The sequence below is a fragment of the Streptomyces sp. CB02056 genome, assembly GCF_001905545.1.
In the GTDB taxonomy this organism is placed as follows: domain Bacteria; phylum Actinomycetota; class Actinomycetes; order Streptomycetales; family Streptomycetaceae; genus Kitasatospora.
Genome location: NZ_LIPD01000004.1, coordinates 171,079 through 189,204 on the forward strand (window position 1 = coordinate 171,079; position 18,126 = coordinate 189,204).

The window sequence follows — 18,126 nt, forward strand, 5'->3', positions numbered from 1 at the left end:
CGGCGGCGCGCGCCCGGACGGCTGGTACTGGTCGGGCCCCTACTGGCGGGGGGTCGGTACTGGTGGGTCGGTCAGTTCTGGGGCTGGAAGTCCTCGAAGGTCGCGGCCCGGCCGGGCAGCACCGAAGGAGCCGGTGCGCGCAGGCCGTCCAGGAAGATCTGCAGGTGCCGGTGGACGAAGTCGTCGAGCAGTCGGCAGGCGGTGTTCGGCAGTGGCCGGGTCAGCTGGCTCATCGCGATGAACAGGTCACCGTGGTCGACGTCCGACCGCAGCTCGCCCGCGGCCCGGGCGCGCTCCATCAGCCCGCCCACGGCGGCCTGCAGGCGCTCCCGGATCTCGGTCAACTCCGGGTCGTACAGGTCGACATGGTTGCTGAACAGGGTGCACAGACCGCCGACCTTCTCCCCGACGGACGCGTGCGCGAACCGCTGGAGGGCGTCGAACGGCCCACTGCCGTCAGGGGCGTCCGCCTCCGCCGTCGCCGTCTCGGCGAGGGCCAGGATGCGGTTCTTGACGAGCACCGCCACCTCGCGGATCAGCGCCACCCGGTCCGGGAAGTTCCGGTACAGCGTGGCATTGCCGACCCCCGCCCGCTTCGCGATCTCGTCCAGCGGCGCGTCCGCACCGTACTCGACGAACGCCTCCCGGGCCGCCAGCACGATCCGCTCCCGGTTCCGGCTCGCGTCCGCACGCAACTTCGGCGTACGTGCGCTCCCCGCGGGACGGACCGACTCGGCGGTGGTGGTCACGACGACTGCTCCTCATCAGGATACCGGGGAAAATCTCCCCGCTTCTTCCAACGTACTCGGAAACGGGGAATCCGTCCCCGGAATTTCCCCTCACCATGTGACCTGCGTCACACAATCCCTCTGCTCTCGGATAGGGATGTCACACCCCGGCCCTACGGTCGCGGTATGTGCACGACTCCTGACGCACCGCGCCGATCGCAGATGCGACCCGAAGAGTTCGAGGAACTCGCGCGCCTGGCTTTCCGGGCGCTCGAGGGCCTCCAGTTGGAGTTCCTCGGCGGGCGACTGGGAGTGAAACCGAGGTCGGGCGGCAACCACGGCTGTGTGATCGAGTGGCTGGTGCGGAGCTGCCTCCAGGCGCGGCCGGAGCTGTGGCTGCACAGCCATGGCCTGAGGATGCGGGGAACCGACGGCGGCCGGGTCCACCCCGATGGCAGTCTGGCCCCCGCCGAGGCCTTCGTCGGGCAGGGGGAGTGGGTCGATGCGGATCGCGTGCTGATGGTGGTCGAAGTGACCGATGCGGACGTCGACGCCGATCGGCGCGCCCGGGTCGAGAAGCCCCGCGCCTACGCCGAGGCCGGCATCCCCGTCTACCTGCTGATCGACCGGGACTCCGCGGAGACCATCGTCCACAGTCAGCCCGACGGCGTCCGCTACGAGACCGTTCACACCCTGCCGTTCGGCAAGGCCGTCCGCCTCCCCGACCCGGTGGGCATCTCCCTGGACACCGAGCCCCTCAAGAACTGGGTGCGCTGATCCCGGGCATGGCTTCCCCGGGGCGGTGAGGGTGGCGCCCTAGGCTGTGGGCGTCCCGGGCGGCCGGTGGGCCGTGGGAGTCGGGAGGGGCCCGGCGGCCGGGTGGGCGGAGGAGGTTCGCGATGGGCAGCGGTGAGACGGTCGCCCGGGTGCGCTGTGTGGCGGCCGTGCCGTGCTGGGTGAGCCTGATGGCCCCGGATCTGGAGGACGCGAAGAAGTTCTACGGGCCGCTGCTCGGCTGGGAGTTCGAGCCCGGGCCGGACCGCTTCGGCCCGTACGTGCACGCGGTGACCGGCGGGGAGGCGGTGGCCGGGCTGGGCGTCGCCGGTGTCGGGGCGGTTCCGCTCGCGTGGACCAGCTACTTCGGGACGGAGAGCGCCGACGCCGCCGCCGACGCGGTGCGGGAGCGCGGCGCGACCCTGGCGGTCGGCCCGCTGGCCTTCGACGCCGGGCGGGTGGCCTTCGCGGCGGACCCGGCGGGCGCGGTGTTCGGCATCTGGGAGGGCCCGCTGGGCCGGGCCCGGAAGCTGGACCTGCCCGGGGCGCCGGTCTGGATCGAGCTGCGCACCCCGGACCCGTTCGCGGCGGCGCTGTTCTACGGCGAGGTGTTCCGCTGGGACGGCCGCGACCCGGAGCGCTTCGACGTCCGCTGGGAGCACGACCGGGTGGTGCTGCGCGCCGAGGGGCACAGTGTCGCGGCGCTGGCCAAGGAGCAGGCCGGCGGCCCGGCCGGGATGCCGCCGCACTGGGAGGTGTCCTTCGCCGTCCCGGACACGGACCGGGCGGTGGCCCGGGCCGCGGAGCTGGGCGGCGGGGCGCTCGGGCCGGCCTTCGACTCCCCGTACGGGCGGGTGGCCCGGCTGCGGGACCGCGAGGGCGCCCGGTTCGCGGTGATCAGCCCGAAGCATTGATCCGGTCCGGCGGAATGATCCGGCCTGAAGGAATGAGCGGGCCCGGAGGGACGGGCCGGCGGGAGCGCTGATCAGTCCGGGGCGTCCAGTTCGGCCCGCTCCGCCCGCAGCCGGTCGCCCAGCGCGGTGCGGGCGGCCGCGGGCAGGGCTTTGCGGGCGGCCGGGAACAGCTGCTCCTCTTCCCCCCGCAGGTGCCGCCGCAGGGTTTCGGCGAGGCCGCGCAGCAGGGTGTCGAAGGCCGGCTCGGCCGGTCCGAGCCCCTGGAGGTCGGCGAGGTACTGCCCGATCGCCAGGTGGTCGTGGATGCTGCGGAAGACCAGGGCCCCGCCGTCGGGCACGTCGTGCTGGACCACCGGGAAGAGGTGTTCCTCCTCGGCGGCGCAGTGGGTGAAGAGGAGGTCGGTCAGCCGGGCCACCAGCTCGCCGCGTCCGGGGTCGCCGGCCGGTGCGGCCTCGATCCGGTCGAGCAGTTCGGTGACCGCCCGGTGGTCGGCGGTGAACTCGCCGAGGATGTCAGGCCTGCGGCTCATGGCCCGCCCGCCTCTCGCACGGAAGACTTCCCCCGCTGTCTTCCAGTATCCGGCGCCGGGCCGCCCGCCCGGAGGCACGCGCCGCTCACTCCCCGTCGAGCCCGCTCACCCTCCGTCGGTCCCGCTCACCCCCCGTCCTGCCGCCCGGTGAGGGCGAGCAGCCGGGTCTGCGGGTCGGCGTCCTCGGGCACCGGCAGCGGCGGGTCGAAGAGCCCGCTGCCGGAGAGGTCCCCGTACCCGGCGAACTCGCCGAGCGCGAACCCGACGAGCCCGTCGGGGAGTCGGGTGTGCCGTCCGATGCCCTCGGCGAGGTCCCAGGAGTGGATCACCAGGTCGGTGGTGAGCTGGTCCAGGTAGTACTGCCCCGAGGTGTCCCCGAAGGAGAGGTGGACGGTCAGCTCGGTGGCGCCCGGGACGGCCCAGGCCTCCCGGGCGGCCTCGGCGGCGTCGGTCCAGGCGGTGACCGGGTCGTCGCCGAGCACGTCGCCGTCGAAGCGCTCGCCGACCTCGCCGACGGTGGCGCCCATCAGCAGCTCGGGCACCCAGAGCTGTTCGCCGGTGAGGTGGTTGACGAGGTCGCGGACGGACCAGTCGCTGCACGGGGTGGGGGAGTCCCACTGTTCGGGGGTGATCAGTCGGACGCGCTCGCCGAAGGCGTCCAGCGCCTCGGGGTACGGGGTGCCGGTCCGGGGCTCCCGTCGGTGCTGCCTGTGGTGGGCCATGTCTCCACCCTCTCCGGCCGGGGCGGGGCCCGCGAGTCGCCGACGGCCCGTCAGTTGTTCAAATTCGAACTTCGGGGTACGGTCGGTGAGCGGCGGTTCAAATTTGAACAATGGCGCCGGGTGACGATCCCTGCCTGCCGCACCACCACAACCCTTGACCGTGTCCGGCCGCACCGGACGACGACCGAACCCCGATCGATGGAGACGCGCATGCCGAGCAGCAGCCCGAGCACGACCGCCGCCACCACCACCGTCAGCCCGACCCGGGACACCGCCGGGTCCGCGACGACCTCCCCGCACGCCTATGACGCCGGACTCCTGCTCCTGCGCCTGGCCCTCGGCCTGACCATGGCCGCGCACGGCAGTCAGAAGCTGTTCGGCTGGTTCGGCGGCGGCGGGATCGACGGCACCGGTCAGTTCTTCACCATGAGCGGCTACCCGGCCGGCAACGCCATGGCCGTGGTGGCCGGCCTCACCGAGACGCTGGGCGGACTCGCCCTCGCCGTCGGCCTGCTGACCCCGCTGGCGGGCGCCGCGATCGTCGGCACGATGGTCAACGCGATAGCCGTCACCTGGGGCGGCGGCTTCTTCGCCCCGAAGGGCAGCGAGTACGAGCTGCTGCTGACCGCCGGTGCCGCCGCGCTCGCCCTGACCGGCCCCGGCCGCTACGCCGTGGACCGTTTCCTGCCGGTGCTGCGGGCGCACCGCCTGGCGTACGGCGCGGCCGCCGTCGTGGTCGGCCTGGTGACGGCGGGCGTGATCCTGCTGCTCCGCAAGTAGCCGGAATCCGGCGGTAGTCGGTTCCACCGATCCGCGGGCCCGAAGGGCATGGCGACGACGACGTCGCCATGCCCTTCCGCTTTTCCGGATGGGTAGGGCTTGGGTAAAGGCCTTCACAATGATGTGTGATGTGTGCAATATTACATGGCACATCCCCACTGTTTCCACGACGGACCCGCCCCACGGGTCCCGTCGCGGACGGTCCTCGCTCCCCCGTAGGCCGCGCCCCAAATCGCGGCCGATGACGGCCCGGAGGCCCCCACGTGAATGGCCAACGCTTACTGCGAGTCCCGCGGTTGGCACGACTGTTGACGCTCGTCCTGTCCCTATTCCTGGCGGTCGGCCTGTTCGCCCCGCTCAGCCAGGCCGCCCCCGCCGGCCCCACCCCCGGCGGAACCACCCCCGGCGGCACCCCCGCCGGTACGCCCGCCGGCACGGCGCCCGCCCACCTGGCGCCGCCGCCCGCGATCGGCGAGAGCCGCGCCGACACCACCCCGGCGAAGCCGGACGGCCGCAAGCGCCTCAGCCCCGAGGACCTGGTGCCCCAGTCGCCGACGGCCCCGCTCACCGGCCTGCCGACGGCCGGGCAGCCGCAGGCCAAGGCCTTCGGCCTGGACGCGGCCGCCGCCCGGCCCTGCAACGTCGGCGACTTCACCAGCCGGACCGGCAGCGCGCTGGTCCAGCAGATCAAGTCCGTCGACCTCCAGTGCGTCAACTCGCTGTTCAAGATCGGCCGCGGCGACGCCGCCAACGCCTTCCGCGAGTCGCAGATGGTCACCGTGGCGAACGCGGTGCGCGACGCCGCCAACGGCTACCAGGGCAACGACAGCGGCTCGATCGCGGAGTTGATGCTCTACCTGCAGGCCGGCTACTTCACGCAGTTCTACAACCCCGACGTGGTGGGCCCCTACGGCAGCGGCCTGAAGGACGCCTCCCGCGCCGCGCTGGACGCGTTCTTCGCCAACCCCCGCTCGCGGGACGTCACCGCGGACAACGCGAGCCCGCTGGCCCGGGCGGCCACGCTGATCGACAGCATCAAGGACAGCGCCCGCTACCTGCCCGTCGTCAAGCGCCTGCTGTCCGACTACGACAGCGCCACCTGGAACCCGAACGGCATGGTCTACGCGGTGACCCCGGCGCTCACCGCGCTGTTCGCCGGCCACTGGGAGGCCGACTTCCTCCCCGCCGTCAAGGCCGACCCGAGCGTGCTGGACGCCCTGTTCACCTTCATCTCCCGCAACCAGGGCCTGCACGGCGGCACCTACGGGCGGACGGTCTACGAGGCGACCAACGAGCTGACCCGCTTCATGCAGTACCCGGACCTGCTGCCCCGGCTGCGCCCCTACGCGCGGGCCCTGGCCCAGCAGTCCGCCCCGACCGGCCCCACGATGTACCAGCGCGGCTCGGTGACGCTCGCGGTGAACTGGTGGGACAAGGGCAACTGCTCGTACTACGGCACCTGTGACGACCCGGCGAAGTTCAAGGCCGCCAACCTGACGGTGAAGCACAGCTGCAGCCCGAGCATCGTCATCCTGGCCCAGGCGCTGGACGCCGCCCAGCTGAACACCGCCTGCACCAGCCTGAACGGCCAGGACGCGTTCTTCCACGCGGTGGCCAAGGACAGCGGCCCGGTCAAGGACGACAACAACAAGACGATCGAGGTCGTGGCCTTCCACTCCTCGCTCGACTACCAGGTGCTCGCCGCGGTCATCTACGACATCAACACCAACAACGGCGGCATGTACCTGGAGGGCGACCCGGCGGCGGTCGGCAACCAGCCGCGCTTCCTCTGCTACGAGGCCGAGTGGGCCCGCCCGTCCTTCGAGATCTGGAACCTCAACCACGAGTACACCCACTACCTCGACGGCCGGTTCAACGTGTACGGCGACTACGACGCCGGCCAGGTCCAGCCGATCGACTGGTGGGTCGAGGGCTTCGCGGAGTACGTCTCCTACTCGTACCGCAAGGTCGTCAACGACGGTGCCATCGCGGTCGCTTCGCAGCACGCCTACCGGCTGAGCGAGCTGTTCGACACCGTCTACGCCACCAGCAGCCAGGACCGGGTCTACCGCTGGGGCTACCTGGCTGTGCGCTACATGCTGGAGCAGCACCGCTCCGACCTGGACGCGGTCCTCGCCAAGTACCGCGCCGGTGACTGGAACGGCGCCCGCGCCATCCTGAAGACCACCATCGGCACCCGCTACGACGCCGACTTCGACAGCTGGCTGACCAAGTGCGCCGCCGGCGCCTGCGCCACCGACACGCCGGGCCAGCCGCAGCTGCCGGAGTGCGCGGGCAACGACGTCCGGCTGCTTTCGGCCGACTGCGTGCGCGGCAACGTCGCGGCGACCACCGGCAACTACGCGCACTTCTACCTCCTGGTGCCGGCCGGCACCAAGCAGATCAAGGTCACCAGCAAGGGCGGCACCGGCAACGGCGACCTCTACTACAACCCGACGAGCTGGGCCTACACCAACGCGTACGTCACGCGCTCGGCGGGTCCGGACAACGCGGAGACGCTGACCGTCACCAACCCGCCGGTCGGTGGCTACGTCTTCTTCAGCCTCTACGCCCAGCAGGGCTTCAGCGGGGTGAGTGTCACGAGCGAGATGTGAGCCGACCCCGGCTGACCCCAGACAGGTGACCGCCCCGGGCGGAGCGCTACGGCGCCCCGTCCGGGGCGGGTCTGTTGACGGACCGTCACCACGATCCCTCCGTGAATTCCCCGCAAACTGCGCACAACGCCCCGGGTTCCCAAGGCCATGTGAGATGTGCCATGGTACATGTCACACCCCCCACCGTGCCCGACGGAACCGCTCCCCACGCGGCGCCGTCACCAGCGGTCCTCGACACCCCCCACCGGCCGCGCCCCAAATCGCGGCCGACGACGGCCCGGAGGCCCCCACGTGAGTCCTTCACGTCTGCTGCGACTCCCGCAGCTGGCACGATTGCTGACGCTCGTCCTGTCCCTGTTCCTGGCGGTCGGCCTGTTCGCCCCGCAGTCCCAGGCCGCCCCCGCCACCCCCGCCCCCGGCGGCTCGCCCGCGCCCGTCCCCACCGGGCCGGCCCCGCAGCCCGCCACCGGCGCAGCCGAACGAGCCGACAGCGGGCAGCAGTTGGCCTCGGTCGACCAGCGCGCCCCGCTCTCGGTCGACACCCGGCCGGCCGAGGTCCGGCCGACCGCCAAGGCCCTCAGCCTCGGCGCGGCGGCCGAACAGGCCTGTACCGTCGGCGACTTCAGCGGCCGGACCGGCAGCGACCTGGTCCAGCACATCAAGAGCGCGGACATCAACTGCATCAACAGCCTGTTCCAGCTCACCGGCGGCGACGCGCGCGGCGCGTTCCGCGAGGAGCAGATGAACACGGTGGCCTACGCGCTGCGCGACGCTTCGGCCAACTACCCCGGTGACAACAGCACTTCGGTCGAGCAGCTGGTGCTCTACCTGCGCGCCGGCTACTTCGTGCAGTGGTACCACAAGGAGGACGTCGGCGAGTACGGCGCCGGCCTCAAGACCGCGATCCAGTCCGGGCTGGACGCCTTCTTCAACAGCGCCCACTCGCGCGACGTCGCCTCGGGCAACGCGCCCATCCTGGGCGAGGCCGTCACCCTGATCGACAGCGCGCAGGAGAACGTCCGCTTCCTGCCGGTGGTCAAGCGGCTGCTCGGCGACTACAAGGCCGACACCTGGAACCCGGCCGGCATGGCCTGGGCGGTCAACCCGGTGTTCACCGTGCTGTTCCGCGGCCACCAGGTGCCCGGCTTCGACGCGGCCGTCGAGGCGGACCCGAGCGTGCTGGACGCGCTGTCCGACTTCGCGACCCGCAACAACGCCCTGCTCGGCGACAGCTTCGGCGTGCTGGTCTACAACGCGACCAAGGAGCTGACCCGCTTCCTGAAGGACACCGCCCTCCAGGCCAAGGTCCGCCCGCTGGCCAAGACGCTGGTCGAGAAGTCGGAGCCGAAGGGCCGCACCGTCTACCAGTGGGCCGCGGTCGCGGAGGCGGTCGACTACTACGACCAGGGCAACTGCTCCTTCTACGGCACCTGTGACAAGTCCGCCCAGCTCAAGGCCGGCGTGCTGACCGTGAAGCACACCTGCAGCCCGAGCATCACGCTGCTCGCCCAGGCGCTGGACGCCACCCAGCTGAACACCGCCTGCACCAGCCTCAACGGCCAGGACGAGTACTTCCACTCGGTGGCCAAGGACAGCGGCCCGGTCAAGGACGACAACAACAAGACGATCGAGGTCGTGGCCTTCCACTCCTCGCTCGACTACCAGGTGCTCGCCGCCGCGATCTACGGCATCGACACCAACAACGGCGGCATGTACCTGGAGGGCGACCCGACCAAGGCCGACAACCAGCCGCGCTTCCTCTGCTACGAGGCCGAGTGGGCCCGTCCGTCCTTCGAGATCTGGAACCTCAACCACGAGTACACCCACTACCTCGACGGCCGGTTCGACATGTACGGCGACTTCGAGGCCGGCATGAAGACCCCGACCGTCTGGTGGGTCGAGGGCTTCGCGGAGTACGTCTCCTACTCGTACCGCAAGGTGAACAACGACGGCGCCATCGCGGCGGCCGCCCGCCACACCTACAAGCTGAGCGACCTCTTCGACACCGGCTACGGCGACCAGGACCGGGTCTACCGCTGGGGCTACCTGGCCGTCCGCTACATGCTGGAGCAGCACCGCTCCGACCTGGACGCGGTCCTCGCCAAGTACCGCACCGGTGACTGGGACGGTGCCCGCACCATCCTGAAGACCACCATCGGCACCCGCTACGACGCCGACTTCGACAGCTGGCTGACCAAGTGCGCGTCCGGCGGCTGCGCCACCGACGGCAGCGGCAACCCGCCCACCACGCCGGGTACCCCGCTGCCCGAGTGCACCGGCACCGACACCCGGCTGCTGGCGGCCAACTGCACCCGCAGCAACGTCGCGGCCACCACGGGCAACTACGCGCACTTCTACCTCCTGGTGCCGGCCGGCACCAAGCAGGTGAAGATCACCACCAGCGGCGGCACCGGCAACGGCGACCTCTACTACAACCCGACGAGCTGGGCCTACACCGACACGAACACCGCGCGGTCGACCGGCCCGGACAACTCCGAGACGCTGACCGTCACGGACCCGCCGGCCGGCGGCTACATCTTCTTCAGCCTCTACGCCCAGCAGGGCTTCAGCGGGGTGAGCGTCACGAGCGAAATGTGAGCCGAGTACGGCGAACGGACAGGTGACCGCCCCGGGCGGAGCGCTACGGCGCCCCGCCCGGGGCGGGTCCGCTTTTCCGGACGGCGCGCGGCCTACGCGCCGACCCGCACCAGCGCCAGGGTGATGTTGTCCGGCCCGCCGGCCTCGATCGCCGCCTTCCACAGCTCGAACGCCGCCCTGCCGTCCGATCGGTCCGCCCCCTCGAACGACCGCTCCAGCAGCCCGGCCAGCTCCTCCTCGGGCACCGGGTCGGTCAGGCCGTCGCTGCACACCAGGTACCGGTCCCCGGCGGTCAGCGGTACGGCCCGGACGTGCGGCTCGACGAAGGTGAGCCCGAGCGAGCCGCCCAGGGTCTGGGTGACCACCGAGGTGGTGCGCCGTCCGGGCGGCAGCGGCGGGCTGTCGTCCACGCTCACCAGGCGCAGCCCGTCCCCGGTGATCCGGTAGACCCGGCTGTCGCCGACGTTGAAGGCCAGCGCCCACTCGGGCAGCAGCACCAGCCCGGCGACGGTGGTGCCCATCGCGGCGAGCTCCGGCTCCTCGGCGGCGGCCGCGTAGACGGCCCGGTTGCAGGCCAGGAGCTCCTCGCGGACGGCCTCCTCGCCGTCCAGCGCGCCCCCGTCGGCGGCGAGCCGGCGGGCGACCAGGGCACTGGCCACCTCGCCGCCGGGGTGGCCGCCCAGGCCGTCGGCGACCGCGATCACGCAGGGCGGGCCGAGCGGGAAGAGCAGGGTCTGCGGGTTGGTGGTCACGGTGGCGCAGAGCGTCCACGGCCCGACCGTGAGGCTGTCCTCGTTGTGCTCCCGCACCAGGCCCTCGTGGCTCAGCGCGCTCACCGCGATGTACGGACCCATCGTCCGCCGCCCTTCCGGAGCCTTTCCTGGCCGCCCGCGCCTTCCATTGTCGTCGCTGGGGAGGGGGGACGACGAGGGGGAGCGGGGGGAGGGGGAATAACGGGACCCACCCGGATGCTAAGGTAGTTGAAAGTTGGACTACCTGGGATGTGGTGATCAGCATGCAGTTCGGAATCTTCTCCGTCGGCGACGTGACGACCGACCCGACCACCGGCCGCACCCCGACCGAGCACGAGCGGATCAAGGCGATGGTCGCCATCGCCCGCAAGGCCGAGGAGGTCGGCCTGGACGTCTTCGCGACCGGCGAGCACCACAACCCGCCGTTCGTCCCGTCCTCGCCGACGACCATGCTCGGCTACATCGCCGCGCAGACCGACCGCATCATCCTCTCCACGTCGACCACGCTGATCACCACCAACGACCCGGTGAAGATCGCCGAGGACTTCGCGATGCTCCAGCACCTGGCCGAGGGCCGGGTGGACGTCATGATGGGCCGCGGCAACACCGGCCCGGTCTACCCGTGGTTCGGCCAGGACATCCGCCAGGGCATCCCGCTCGCGATCGAGAACTACGCGCTGCTGCACCAGCTGTGGCGCGAGGAGGTCGTCGACTGGCAGGGCCGCTTCCGCACCCCGCTCCAGGGCTTCACCTCCACCCCGCGCCCGCTGGACGACGTCCCGCCGTTCGTCTGGCACGGCTCGATCCGCAGCCCCGAGATCGCCGAGCAGGCCGCCTACTACGGTGACGGCTTCTTCGCGAACAACATCTTCTGGCCCAAGGAGCACTTCAAGAAGCTGATCAACCTCTACCGCGAGCGCTTCGCCCACTACGGCCACGGCACGCCCGAGCAGGCGGTCGTCGGCCTCGGCGGACAGGCGTTCATGCGGAAGAACTCCCAGGACGCGGTGCGCGAGTTCCGTCCGTACTTCGACAACGCGCCGGTGTACGGGCACGGGCCCTCGCTGGAGGAGTTCACCGAGCAGACCCCGCTGACCGTGGGCAGCCCGCAGGAGGTCATCGAGAAGACCCTGACCTTCCGCGAGTCCTTCGGCGACTACCAGCGCCAGCTGTTCCTGATGGACCACGCCGGCCTGCCGCTGAAGACGGTGCTGGAGCAGCTGGACCTGCTCGGCGAGGAGGTCGTGCCGGTGCTGCGCGAGGAGTTCGCCAAGGGCCGCCCGGCCGGGGTGCCGGACGGGCCGACCCACGCCGCGCTGGTCGCGGCCAAGGACGAGAAGGACGAGAACACCGTGGAGGTGGCCAAGTGACCGCGTTCAAGCTGGTGGTGGTGAGTGCCGGGCTGAGCAAGCCGTCCTCGACCCGGCTGCTGGCCGACCGGCTCGCCGACTCGACGGTGCGCCGACTCGCCCTGGAGGGGCGGGAGGCGGAGGTCACCGTGGTCGAACTGCGGGACCTGGCGGTGGAGATCGCCAACAACCTCGTCACCGGCTTCCCCGGCGCCGGGCTGCGCGCGGCGATCGAGGCGGTCACGGAGGCGGACGCCCTGATCGCGGTGACGCCGATCTTCACGGCCTCGTACAGCGGCCTGTTCAAGTCCTTCTTCGACGTGGTCGACAACGACGCGCTCACCGGCAAGCCGGTGCTGATCGCCGCCACCGGCGGCACGCCCCGGCACTCGCTCGCCCTGGAGCATGCCGTCCGCCCGCTGTTCAGCTACCTGCGCGCGGTGGTGCTGCCGACGGCCGTCTACGCGGCCACCGACGACTGGGGCGCGGCGGGGGACGGGCTCACCGACGGCCTGCCGCGCCGGATCGACCGGGCGGCCGGCGAGCTGGCGGCCCTGCTGGCCGGTCGGGCCCCGGCGGCGCCGGCGCTGCCCGACCAGGTGGTGCCGTTCGCCGAGCAGCTGGCGGCCCTGCGGGTCTGAGCCGGCCTCGGCCCCCGGTCGAACGGCCCCGTCGGGACAGCCTCCGACGGGGCCGTTCGGCGCGTCCGCTCGGCGGGCCCGTCCGGTGAGCCCGTCCGGCGGGGCCGTCCGCCGATGCCGTTCGGATGCGCGTCGGCCGTGCCGGATTGTCCGCTTTGCGGTGTAATCATTCCCATGATCAGATTAGTGCTGGTCCGTCCCCCGTTCGGCGTCCCCGCACCGCGGCGGGGGCGGCTGCCGTGAGCCTGCTGCGGGAGAACCCCGTCCTCGCGCTGTTCGTCTGCCTGGCGCTCGGCTACCTGCTCGGCAAACTGCGCGTCGGGCCGATCCAACTCGGCGGAATCTGCGGCACGTTGATCGTCGCCATGCTGATCGGCAGCCGACACGTCAGCGTCAACGCCGATGTCAAGAACGTCGCCTTCGCCCTGTTCATCTTCTCGCTCGGCTACATCGCGGGCCCCCAGTTCTTCGCCAACCTCAACGCCAAGGGCCTGCGCTTCGCGGTGCTCTGCGTCATGGAGGCGGTGCTGGTCGTCGGAATGGCCTACGGCATCGGCAAGGCCTTCGACCTGGACGTCGGCACCGCGGCCGGCATCCTGGCCGGGGCGGCCACCGAGTCGGCCGTGGTCGGCACCGCCCAGGAGGCGATCGCCAACCTCTCCGGCATCAGCGCCGACCAGTCCGCCCAGCTGCAGAACCACGTGGCCGCCGCCTACTCGGTCTGCTACCTCTTCGGACTGGTCTCCATCGTGCTGCTGACCAGCCAGATCTTCCCGCTGGTCATGCGGATCAAGCTGCCCGACGCCTCCCGGGAACTGTGGGAGGGGCTGCGCGGCGGCAAGGGCGCGCCGGCCGCCGACGAGCAGCCCGCACTGCCCCCGCTGGTCGGCCGTACCTACCTGGTCTCCCAGGGCGAGGGCTCGGCCATCGCCCGGGTCGAGGAGGTCCAGCCCGGCCTGGTCACCGTCGAGGGCGTCCGGCGGGACGGCCGCACCCTCCACCCCGACCGGGACTTCCGGCTGCGCCGCGGCGACCTCGTGCTGCTGGTCGGCCGCCGCGAGGCGGTCATCGACACCGGCCACGAACTGGGCCCGGAGACCTCCGGCGTGCCCGGCCTGGACAGCCCGCTGGTGGTCCGCGACATCGTCCTCACCAACCGGGACTTCGTCGGCCGGACGGCGGGGGAGCTGGCCGAGGAGCAGCCGTCCACGACCTCCGGGATCTACCTGACCGACATCCAGCGGGTCGACCAGCACCTGCCCGCGATCGCCGACACCGAGCTGCACCGCGGCGACACCGTGACCGTCACCGGCGCCCGTTCGGCCGTCGACCGGTTCGCCGCCAAGGCCGGCGTCGGCATCCGCAAGGACGCCATCGACTACATCTACATCAGCCTCGGCATCTGCGTCGGCGTGCTGATCGGCCTGGTCACCGTGCACGCCGGGAACGCCGCGCTCTCGCTCGGCACCGGCGGCGGCTGCCTGGTCTCCGGTCTGGTCTTCGGCTGGCTCCGGGCCCAGCGGCCCACCTTCGGGGCCTATCCGCCGGTCGCCGCGCAGACCGCCAAGGACCTCGGGCTCTCCGTCTTCATCGCGGTCACCGGCCTGGCCGCGGGCCCCGACGCGGCGGCGCTGCTCAAGGACCACCCGGTGCTGCTGCCGCTGTCCGGCATCCTCATGGTCACCGTCCCGGCCGTGCTCTCGCTGTTCGTCGGCCGCAAGCTGCTGAGGATCGAGCCGCCGATCCTGGTCGGCGCCATCGCCGGCCAGCAGTGCAGCACCCCGGCGATCACCGCCGTCACCAACGTCGCGCAGAGCAGCATCCCGATGCTGGGCTACACGATCACCTACACCATCTCCAACTTCCTGCTCCCGCTCACCGGACCGATCCTGGTCGGCATGCTGGGGAGCTGACATGACGGACCGTCACATCATCGCGTCGAGCGCCGGCGCCGCCGCCGTGCGGCGAGGAGGGTCGTCCGGGGCGCCGCCGCCGTCGCCCTGCCGGGCCGAACGCCCGTCTTCCCGAGGAGAGTCGAGAACGCCATGACGAAGCCCACGACCGGCCGCGAGGAGATCCGCCGACTGGCCCGGCTCAGCCCCTTCGAGCTCAAGGCCGAGTTCGTCCGGCTCGCCGAGGCCTACCAGCGCGACGAGCCCGGGCAGAAGGGCAAGTCCACCGCCCACATGCTCAACGCCGGTCGCGGCAACCCGAACTGGGTCTGCACCGGCCCCCGCGAGGCCTGCCTCGCGCTCGGCCACTTCGCGCTGGCGGAGAGCCGCCGGGTGTGGACCGCCGACGACCTCGGCGGCATGCCGGAACGGTCCGGCATCGCCGGCCGCTTCGACGCCTTCGTCCGCAGCCACCCCGGGCTTCCCGGCATCGAGCTGCTCCGGCGCAGCGTCGAACTCGCCGTCGACCGCTTCGGGTTCGAGCGCGAGGCCTTCCTCCACGAGCTCGCCGACGCGAGCATCGGCGACAACTACCCCGTCCCCGACCGGATGCTGGTGCACGCCGAGCGGATCGTCCGCGGCTACCTCCAGGAGGAGCTGATGGACCGGCGGCCCCCGTCGCCGCAGCAGCCCGAGCTGTTCGCCACCGAGGGCGGCACCGCCGCGATGTGCTACGTCTTCGACTCGCTGACGAAGAACGGCCTGCTGCACAAGGGCGACCGGATCGCCCTGATGGTGCCGGTGTTCACCCCGTACATCGAGATCCCCGAACTGGACACCTACGGCTTCGAGGTGGTCCGGATCCAGGCCGACAAGCTGGTCGAGACCGGGGTGCGGGAGTGGCGCTACCCGGCGGACGAGGTCGCCAAGCTGGCCGACCCCGGGATCAGGCTGGTCTGCCTGGTCAACCCGAGCAACCCGCCCTCCCTGGCGCTGTCCCGGCAGGTCACCGACCAGATCAAGCAGATCGTGGCCACCACCAACCCCGACCTGATGATCGTCACCGACGACGTGTACGGCACCTTCGTGGACGGCTTCCGCACCCTGGCCGCCGAACTGCCCCGCAACACCCTGCTCGTCTACTCGTACTCCAAGCACTACGGCGCCACCGGCCACCGCCTCGGGGTGATCGGCCTGGACCGGGACAACGTGATCGACGACCTGATCGCCACCCTCCCCGCGGAGTGGAAGGAGCGCCTCGCGCGCCGGTACGGCACGCTGAGCCTGGAACCCGGGAAGCTCCGCTTCATCGACCGGCTGGTCGCCGACTCCCGGCAGGTCGCGCTCAACCACACCGCCGGGCTCAGCCTGCCGCAGCAGGCCCAGATGGTGCTCTTCTCGCTGTTCGCGCTGCTGCCCGAGGGCAAGGCGTACAAGGCGCGGGTGCAGGGCATCGTCCGCCGGCGGCTCGACCTGCTGATGGAGGGCTCCGGAATGAAGATCGCGGACGACCCCGGGCGGGCCGGCTACTACGTCGAGCTCGACCTGCTGGCCGAGGCCGAACGGGTCGCGGGCAAGGACTTCGCGACCTTCCTGGAGAAGAACTACGAGCCCACCGAACCGCTGTTCCGGCTCGCCGAGCAGACCGGCGTGGTGCTGCTCAACGGCGGCGGCTTCGACGGGCCCGAATGGTCCGTCCGGGTCTCGCTGGCGAACCTCGACGACCTCGACTACCTGAAGATCGGGCACCACCTCAAGCAGATCTTCGCGGACTACCGCGCCGAGTGGGACGCCTCCCGGGCGTCCTGAGAAAAGCCACGACGACGAGGAGATCCACCACCATGCAGGCCGAATCGCAAGCCGTCCTCTCCCCGCTGACCAGCGCGGCCGTCTTCCTGGTCCTCACCGTCGAACCCGGCCGCGAGGCCGCCGTCCGCGACCTGCTGCCCGAACTCGCCGGACTGCGCCGCGCGGTCGGCTTCCGGGCCCCCGACGGCGGCCTCACCTGCGTCACCGGCATCGGCTCCGAGCTCTGGGACCGCCTCTTCACCGGCCCCCGCCCGGCCTCCCTGCACCCCTTCCAGGAGGTCGCCGGCCCCCGCCACCGCGCCCCGGCCACCCCCGGCGACCTGCTGCTGCACCTGCGGGCCGAGCGGATGGACCTCTGCTTCGAACTGGCCGCGCAGCTCACCGGCCGGCTCGCCGGGGCCGCCACCGTCGTCGACTCCGTCCAGGGCTTCAAGTACTTCGAGGACCGCGACCTGCTCGGCTTCGTCGACGGCACCGAGAACCCGGAGGGCCGGGCCGCCGAACGCGCGGCCCTGGTCGGCGCCGAGGACCCGGGGTTCACCGGCGGCAGCTACGTCCTCGTCCAGCGGTACGTGCACGCCATGGACAAGTGGAACGCGCTGAGCGTCGAGCAGCAGGAGGGGGCGGTCGGCCGCACCAAACTCGACGACATCGAACTGTCCGACGACGCCAAACCCGCCGACTCGCACGTGGCACTCACCGTCATCACCGGCCCGGACGGCGAGGAACGGAAGATCGTCCGCTTCAACATGCCGTACGGCACCTTCGGCTCCGCGGACCGCGGCGGCGAGTCCGGCACCTACTTCATCGGCTACGCGGCCGACCCCGGGGTGACCGAGCAGATGCTGCGCAACATGGTCGTCGGCAACCCGCCCGGCACCACCGACCGGCTGCTCGACTTCTCCACCGCCGTCACTGGCGGGCTGTTCTTCGTCCCGACCGCCGACTTCCTCGACTCCCCGCCCCCGGCGCCCTCGGCGGCCCCCGCCTCCCGCTCCGGGGACGGCTCGCTCGGCATCGGCAGCCTCAAGCAGACCCCCTGACAGACCCCTGAACAGGACCCCGCCCATGGACAACCTCCACCGCGACCTCGCCCCGATCTCCGCCGCCGCCTGGGAGGAGATCGAGGAGGAGGCCCGCCAGACCTTCAAGCTCCACATCGCCGGCCGCCGAGTCGTCGACCTCGACGGCCCCGAGGGCGCCACCCTCGCCGCCGTCGGCACCGGCCACCTGACCGCCATCGACCCCCCGACGGACGGCATCCAGGCCCGCGCCCGCACCGCCCAGCCGGTGGTCGAGCTACGCGTCCCCTTCACCGTCCGCCGCGACGCCGTGGACGACGTCGAACGCGGCTCCCGGGACTCCGACTGGCAACCCGTGAAGGACGCGGGCCGCAAGCTCGCCCTGGCCGAGGACCGCGCCGTCTTCGAGGGCTACCGCGCGGCCTCCATCGACGGCATCCGCGCCGCCTCCACCAACCCGCCGGTCCAACTCCCCGAGGACGTCCGCGAATACCCGGAGGCCGTCAGTCGCGCCCTCACCGCCCTCCGCCTGGCCGGCGTCGGCGGCCCCTACTCACTCCTGCTCGGCGCCGCCGCCTTCACCGCCGTCAACGAGACCAGCGATAGCGGCTACCCGGTCCACAACCACCTCACCCGCCTCCTCGACGGCGAGATCATCTGGGCCCCGGCCATCGAAGGCGCCTACCTGCTCTCCACCCGAGGCGGCGACTTCGAACTCCACCTCGGCCAGGACGCCTCTGTGGGCTACCTCTCCCACGATGCCGAAACGATTCAGCTCTACCTTCAGGAGACGCTGACGTTCCGTGTGTACACGGGAGAGGCGGCCGTCGTCCTACGCGGCTAGCACCAGAGAGGCATGGAAGCAGCGAACAGGAATATGTGCATGAGCATGTTCATGGAACGTAGTGACTTTCTGCCTCAGTTGCGGTCGGCATGATCACCGATGTGGGCAGATCCTAGACAGAAAGTGTCCCGAACGTCGAGCTGGCGATCTGGAAGA

At 71.4% G+C, this 18,126-nt stretch carries 15 protein-coding genes; 11 read left to right on the forward strand and 4 right to left on the reverse strand.

The annotated features are described in order from the left end of the window. Nucleotides 1–71 precede the first annotated feature (71 nt). Nucleotides 72–749, reverse strand: a complete 678-nt coding sequence (locus AMK13_RS12650; RefSeq protein ID WP_049651485.1) for a TetR/AcrR family transcriptional regulator — start codon at nucleotides 747–749, stop codon at nucleotides 72–74. A gap of 165 nt (nucleotides 750–914) precedes the next feature. Here AMK13_RS12650 and AMK13_RS12655 point away from each other — a divergent pair, with 165 nt between their 5' ends. After that, nucleotides 915–1,505: a Uma2 family endonuclease gene (locus AMK13_RS12655; RefSeq protein WP_074002295.1), complete on the forward strand. Its 591-nt coding sequence runs from the start codon at nucleotides 915–917 to the stop codon at nucleotides 1,503–1,505. A 122-nt stretch (nucleotides 1,506–1,627) separates the two neighbouring features. Further along, a complete protein-coding gene (locus AMK13_RS12660; protein ID WP_074002296.1) occupies nucleotides 1,628–2,416 on the forward strand; it encodes a VOC family protein in 789 nt (262 codons plus the stop codon). Nucleotides 2,417–2,487: 71 nt separating this feature from the next. Here the strand turns inward: AMK13_RS12660 and AMK13_RS12665 are convergent, their stop codons facing one another. Then, complete coding sequence (locus AMK13_RS12665; RefSeq protein ID WP_074002297.1) at nucleotides 2,488–2,946, reverse strand: hemerythrin domain-containing protein; 459 nt, start codon at nucleotides 2,944–2,946, stop codon at nucleotides 2,488–2,490. Between the two features lie 125 nt (nucleotides 2,947–3,071). Next, complete coding sequence (locus AMK13_RS12670) at nucleotides 3,072–3,668, reverse strand: TIGR03086 family metal-binding protein (protein ID WP_074002298.1); 597 nt, start codon at nucleotides 3,666–3,668, stop codon at nucleotides 3,072–3,074. A 210-nt stretch (nucleotides 3,669–3,878) separates the two neighbouring features. Here AMK13_RS12670 and AMK13_RS12675 point away from each other — a divergent pair, with 210 nt between their 5' ends. The 3 genes from AMK13_RS12675 to AMK13_RS12685 all read left to right on the forward strand — a co-directional run bounded on the left by AMK13_RS12675 (nucleotide 3,879) and on the right by AMK13_RS12685 (nucleotide 9,661). Beyond that, complete coding sequence (locus AMK13_RS12675) at nucleotides 3,879–4,448, forward strand: DoxX family protein (RefSeq protein WP_049651490.1); 570 nt, start codon at nucleotides 3,879–3,881, stop codon at nucleotides 4,446–4,448. A 296-nt stretch (nucleotides 4,449–4,744) separates the two neighbouring features. After that, nucleotides 4,745–7,063 (forward strand): M9 family metallopeptidase, encoded by a 2,319-nt coding sequence (locus tag AMK13_RS12680; RefSeq protein WP_107418728.1) that lies wholly within the window; start codon nucleotides 4,745–4,747, stop codon nucleotides 7,061–7,063. A 291-nt stretch (nucleotides 7,064–7,354) separates the two neighbouring features. Continuing rightward, a complete protein-coding gene (locus AMK13_RS12685; RefSeq protein WP_241852860.1) occupies nucleotides 7,355–9,661 on the forward strand; it encodes a M9 family metallopeptidase in 2,307 nt (768 codons plus the stop codon). A 92-nt stretch (nucleotides 9,662–9,753) separates the two neighbouring features. On the opposite strand, the gene AMK13_RS12690 is transcribed toward AMK13_RS12685, so the two are convergent. Continuing rightward, complete coding sequence (locus AMK13_RS12690; RefSeq protein WP_074002299.1) at nucleotides 9,754–10,515, reverse strand: PP2C family protein-serine/threonine phosphatase; 762 nt, start codon at nucleotides 10,513–10,515, stop codon at nucleotides 9,754–9,756. A 161-nt stretch (nucleotides 10,516–10,676) separates the two neighbouring features. Here AMK13_RS12690 and AMK13_RS12695 point away from each other — a divergent pair, with 161 nt between their 5' ends. The 6 genes from AMK13_RS12695 (at nucleotide 10,677) to AMK13_RS12720 (ending at nucleotide 17,970) form a co-directional block, all read left to right on the forward strand. Further along, complete coding sequence (locus tag AMK13_RS12695) at nucleotides 10,677–11,783, forward strand: LLM class flavin-dependent oxidoreductase (protein WP_074002597.1); 1,107 nt, start codon at nucleotides 10,677–10,679, stop codon at nucleotides 11,781–11,783. Next, entirely contained in the window at nucleotides 11,780–12,403 is a 624-nt protein-coding gene (locus AMK13_RS12700) for an FMN reductase (protein WP_074002300.1), read from the forward strand. Before AMK13_RS12695 ends, AMK13_RS12700 begins: the two co-directional genes overlap by 4 nt. Nucleotides 12,404–12,642: 239 nt before the next feature. Further along, nucleotides 12,643–14,316 (forward strand): aspartate-alanine antiporter, encoded by a 1,674-nt coding sequence (aspT, locus tag AMK13_RS12705; protein ID WP_074002301.1) that lies wholly within the window; start codon nucleotides 12,643–12,645, stop codon nucleotides 14,314–14,316. Between the two features lie 132 nt (nucleotides 14,317–14,448). After that, nucleotides 14,449–16,104, forward strand: a complete 1,656-nt coding sequence (locus tag AMK13_RS12710; protein ID WP_074002302.1) for a bifunctional aspartate transaminase/aspartate 4-decarboxylase — start codon at nucleotides 14,449–14,451, stop codon at nucleotides 16,102–16,104. Between the two features lie 32 nt (nucleotides 16,105–16,136). Next, nucleotides 16,137–17,147 (forward strand): Dyp-type peroxidase, encoded by a 1,011-nt coding sequence (locus AMK13_RS12715; protein ID WP_074002303.1) that lies wholly within the window; start codon nucleotides 16,137–16,139, stop codon nucleotides 17,145–17,147. A gap of 25 nt (nucleotides 17,148–17,172) precedes the next feature. Beyond that, nucleotides 17,173–17,970, forward strand: coding sequence for a family 1 encapsulin nanocompartment shell protein (locus tag AMK13_RS12720; protein WP_074002304.1), 798 nt, complete (start codon nucleotides 17,173–17,175; stop codon nucleotides 17,968–17,970). Nucleotides 17,971–18,126: the final 156 nt, after the last annotated feature.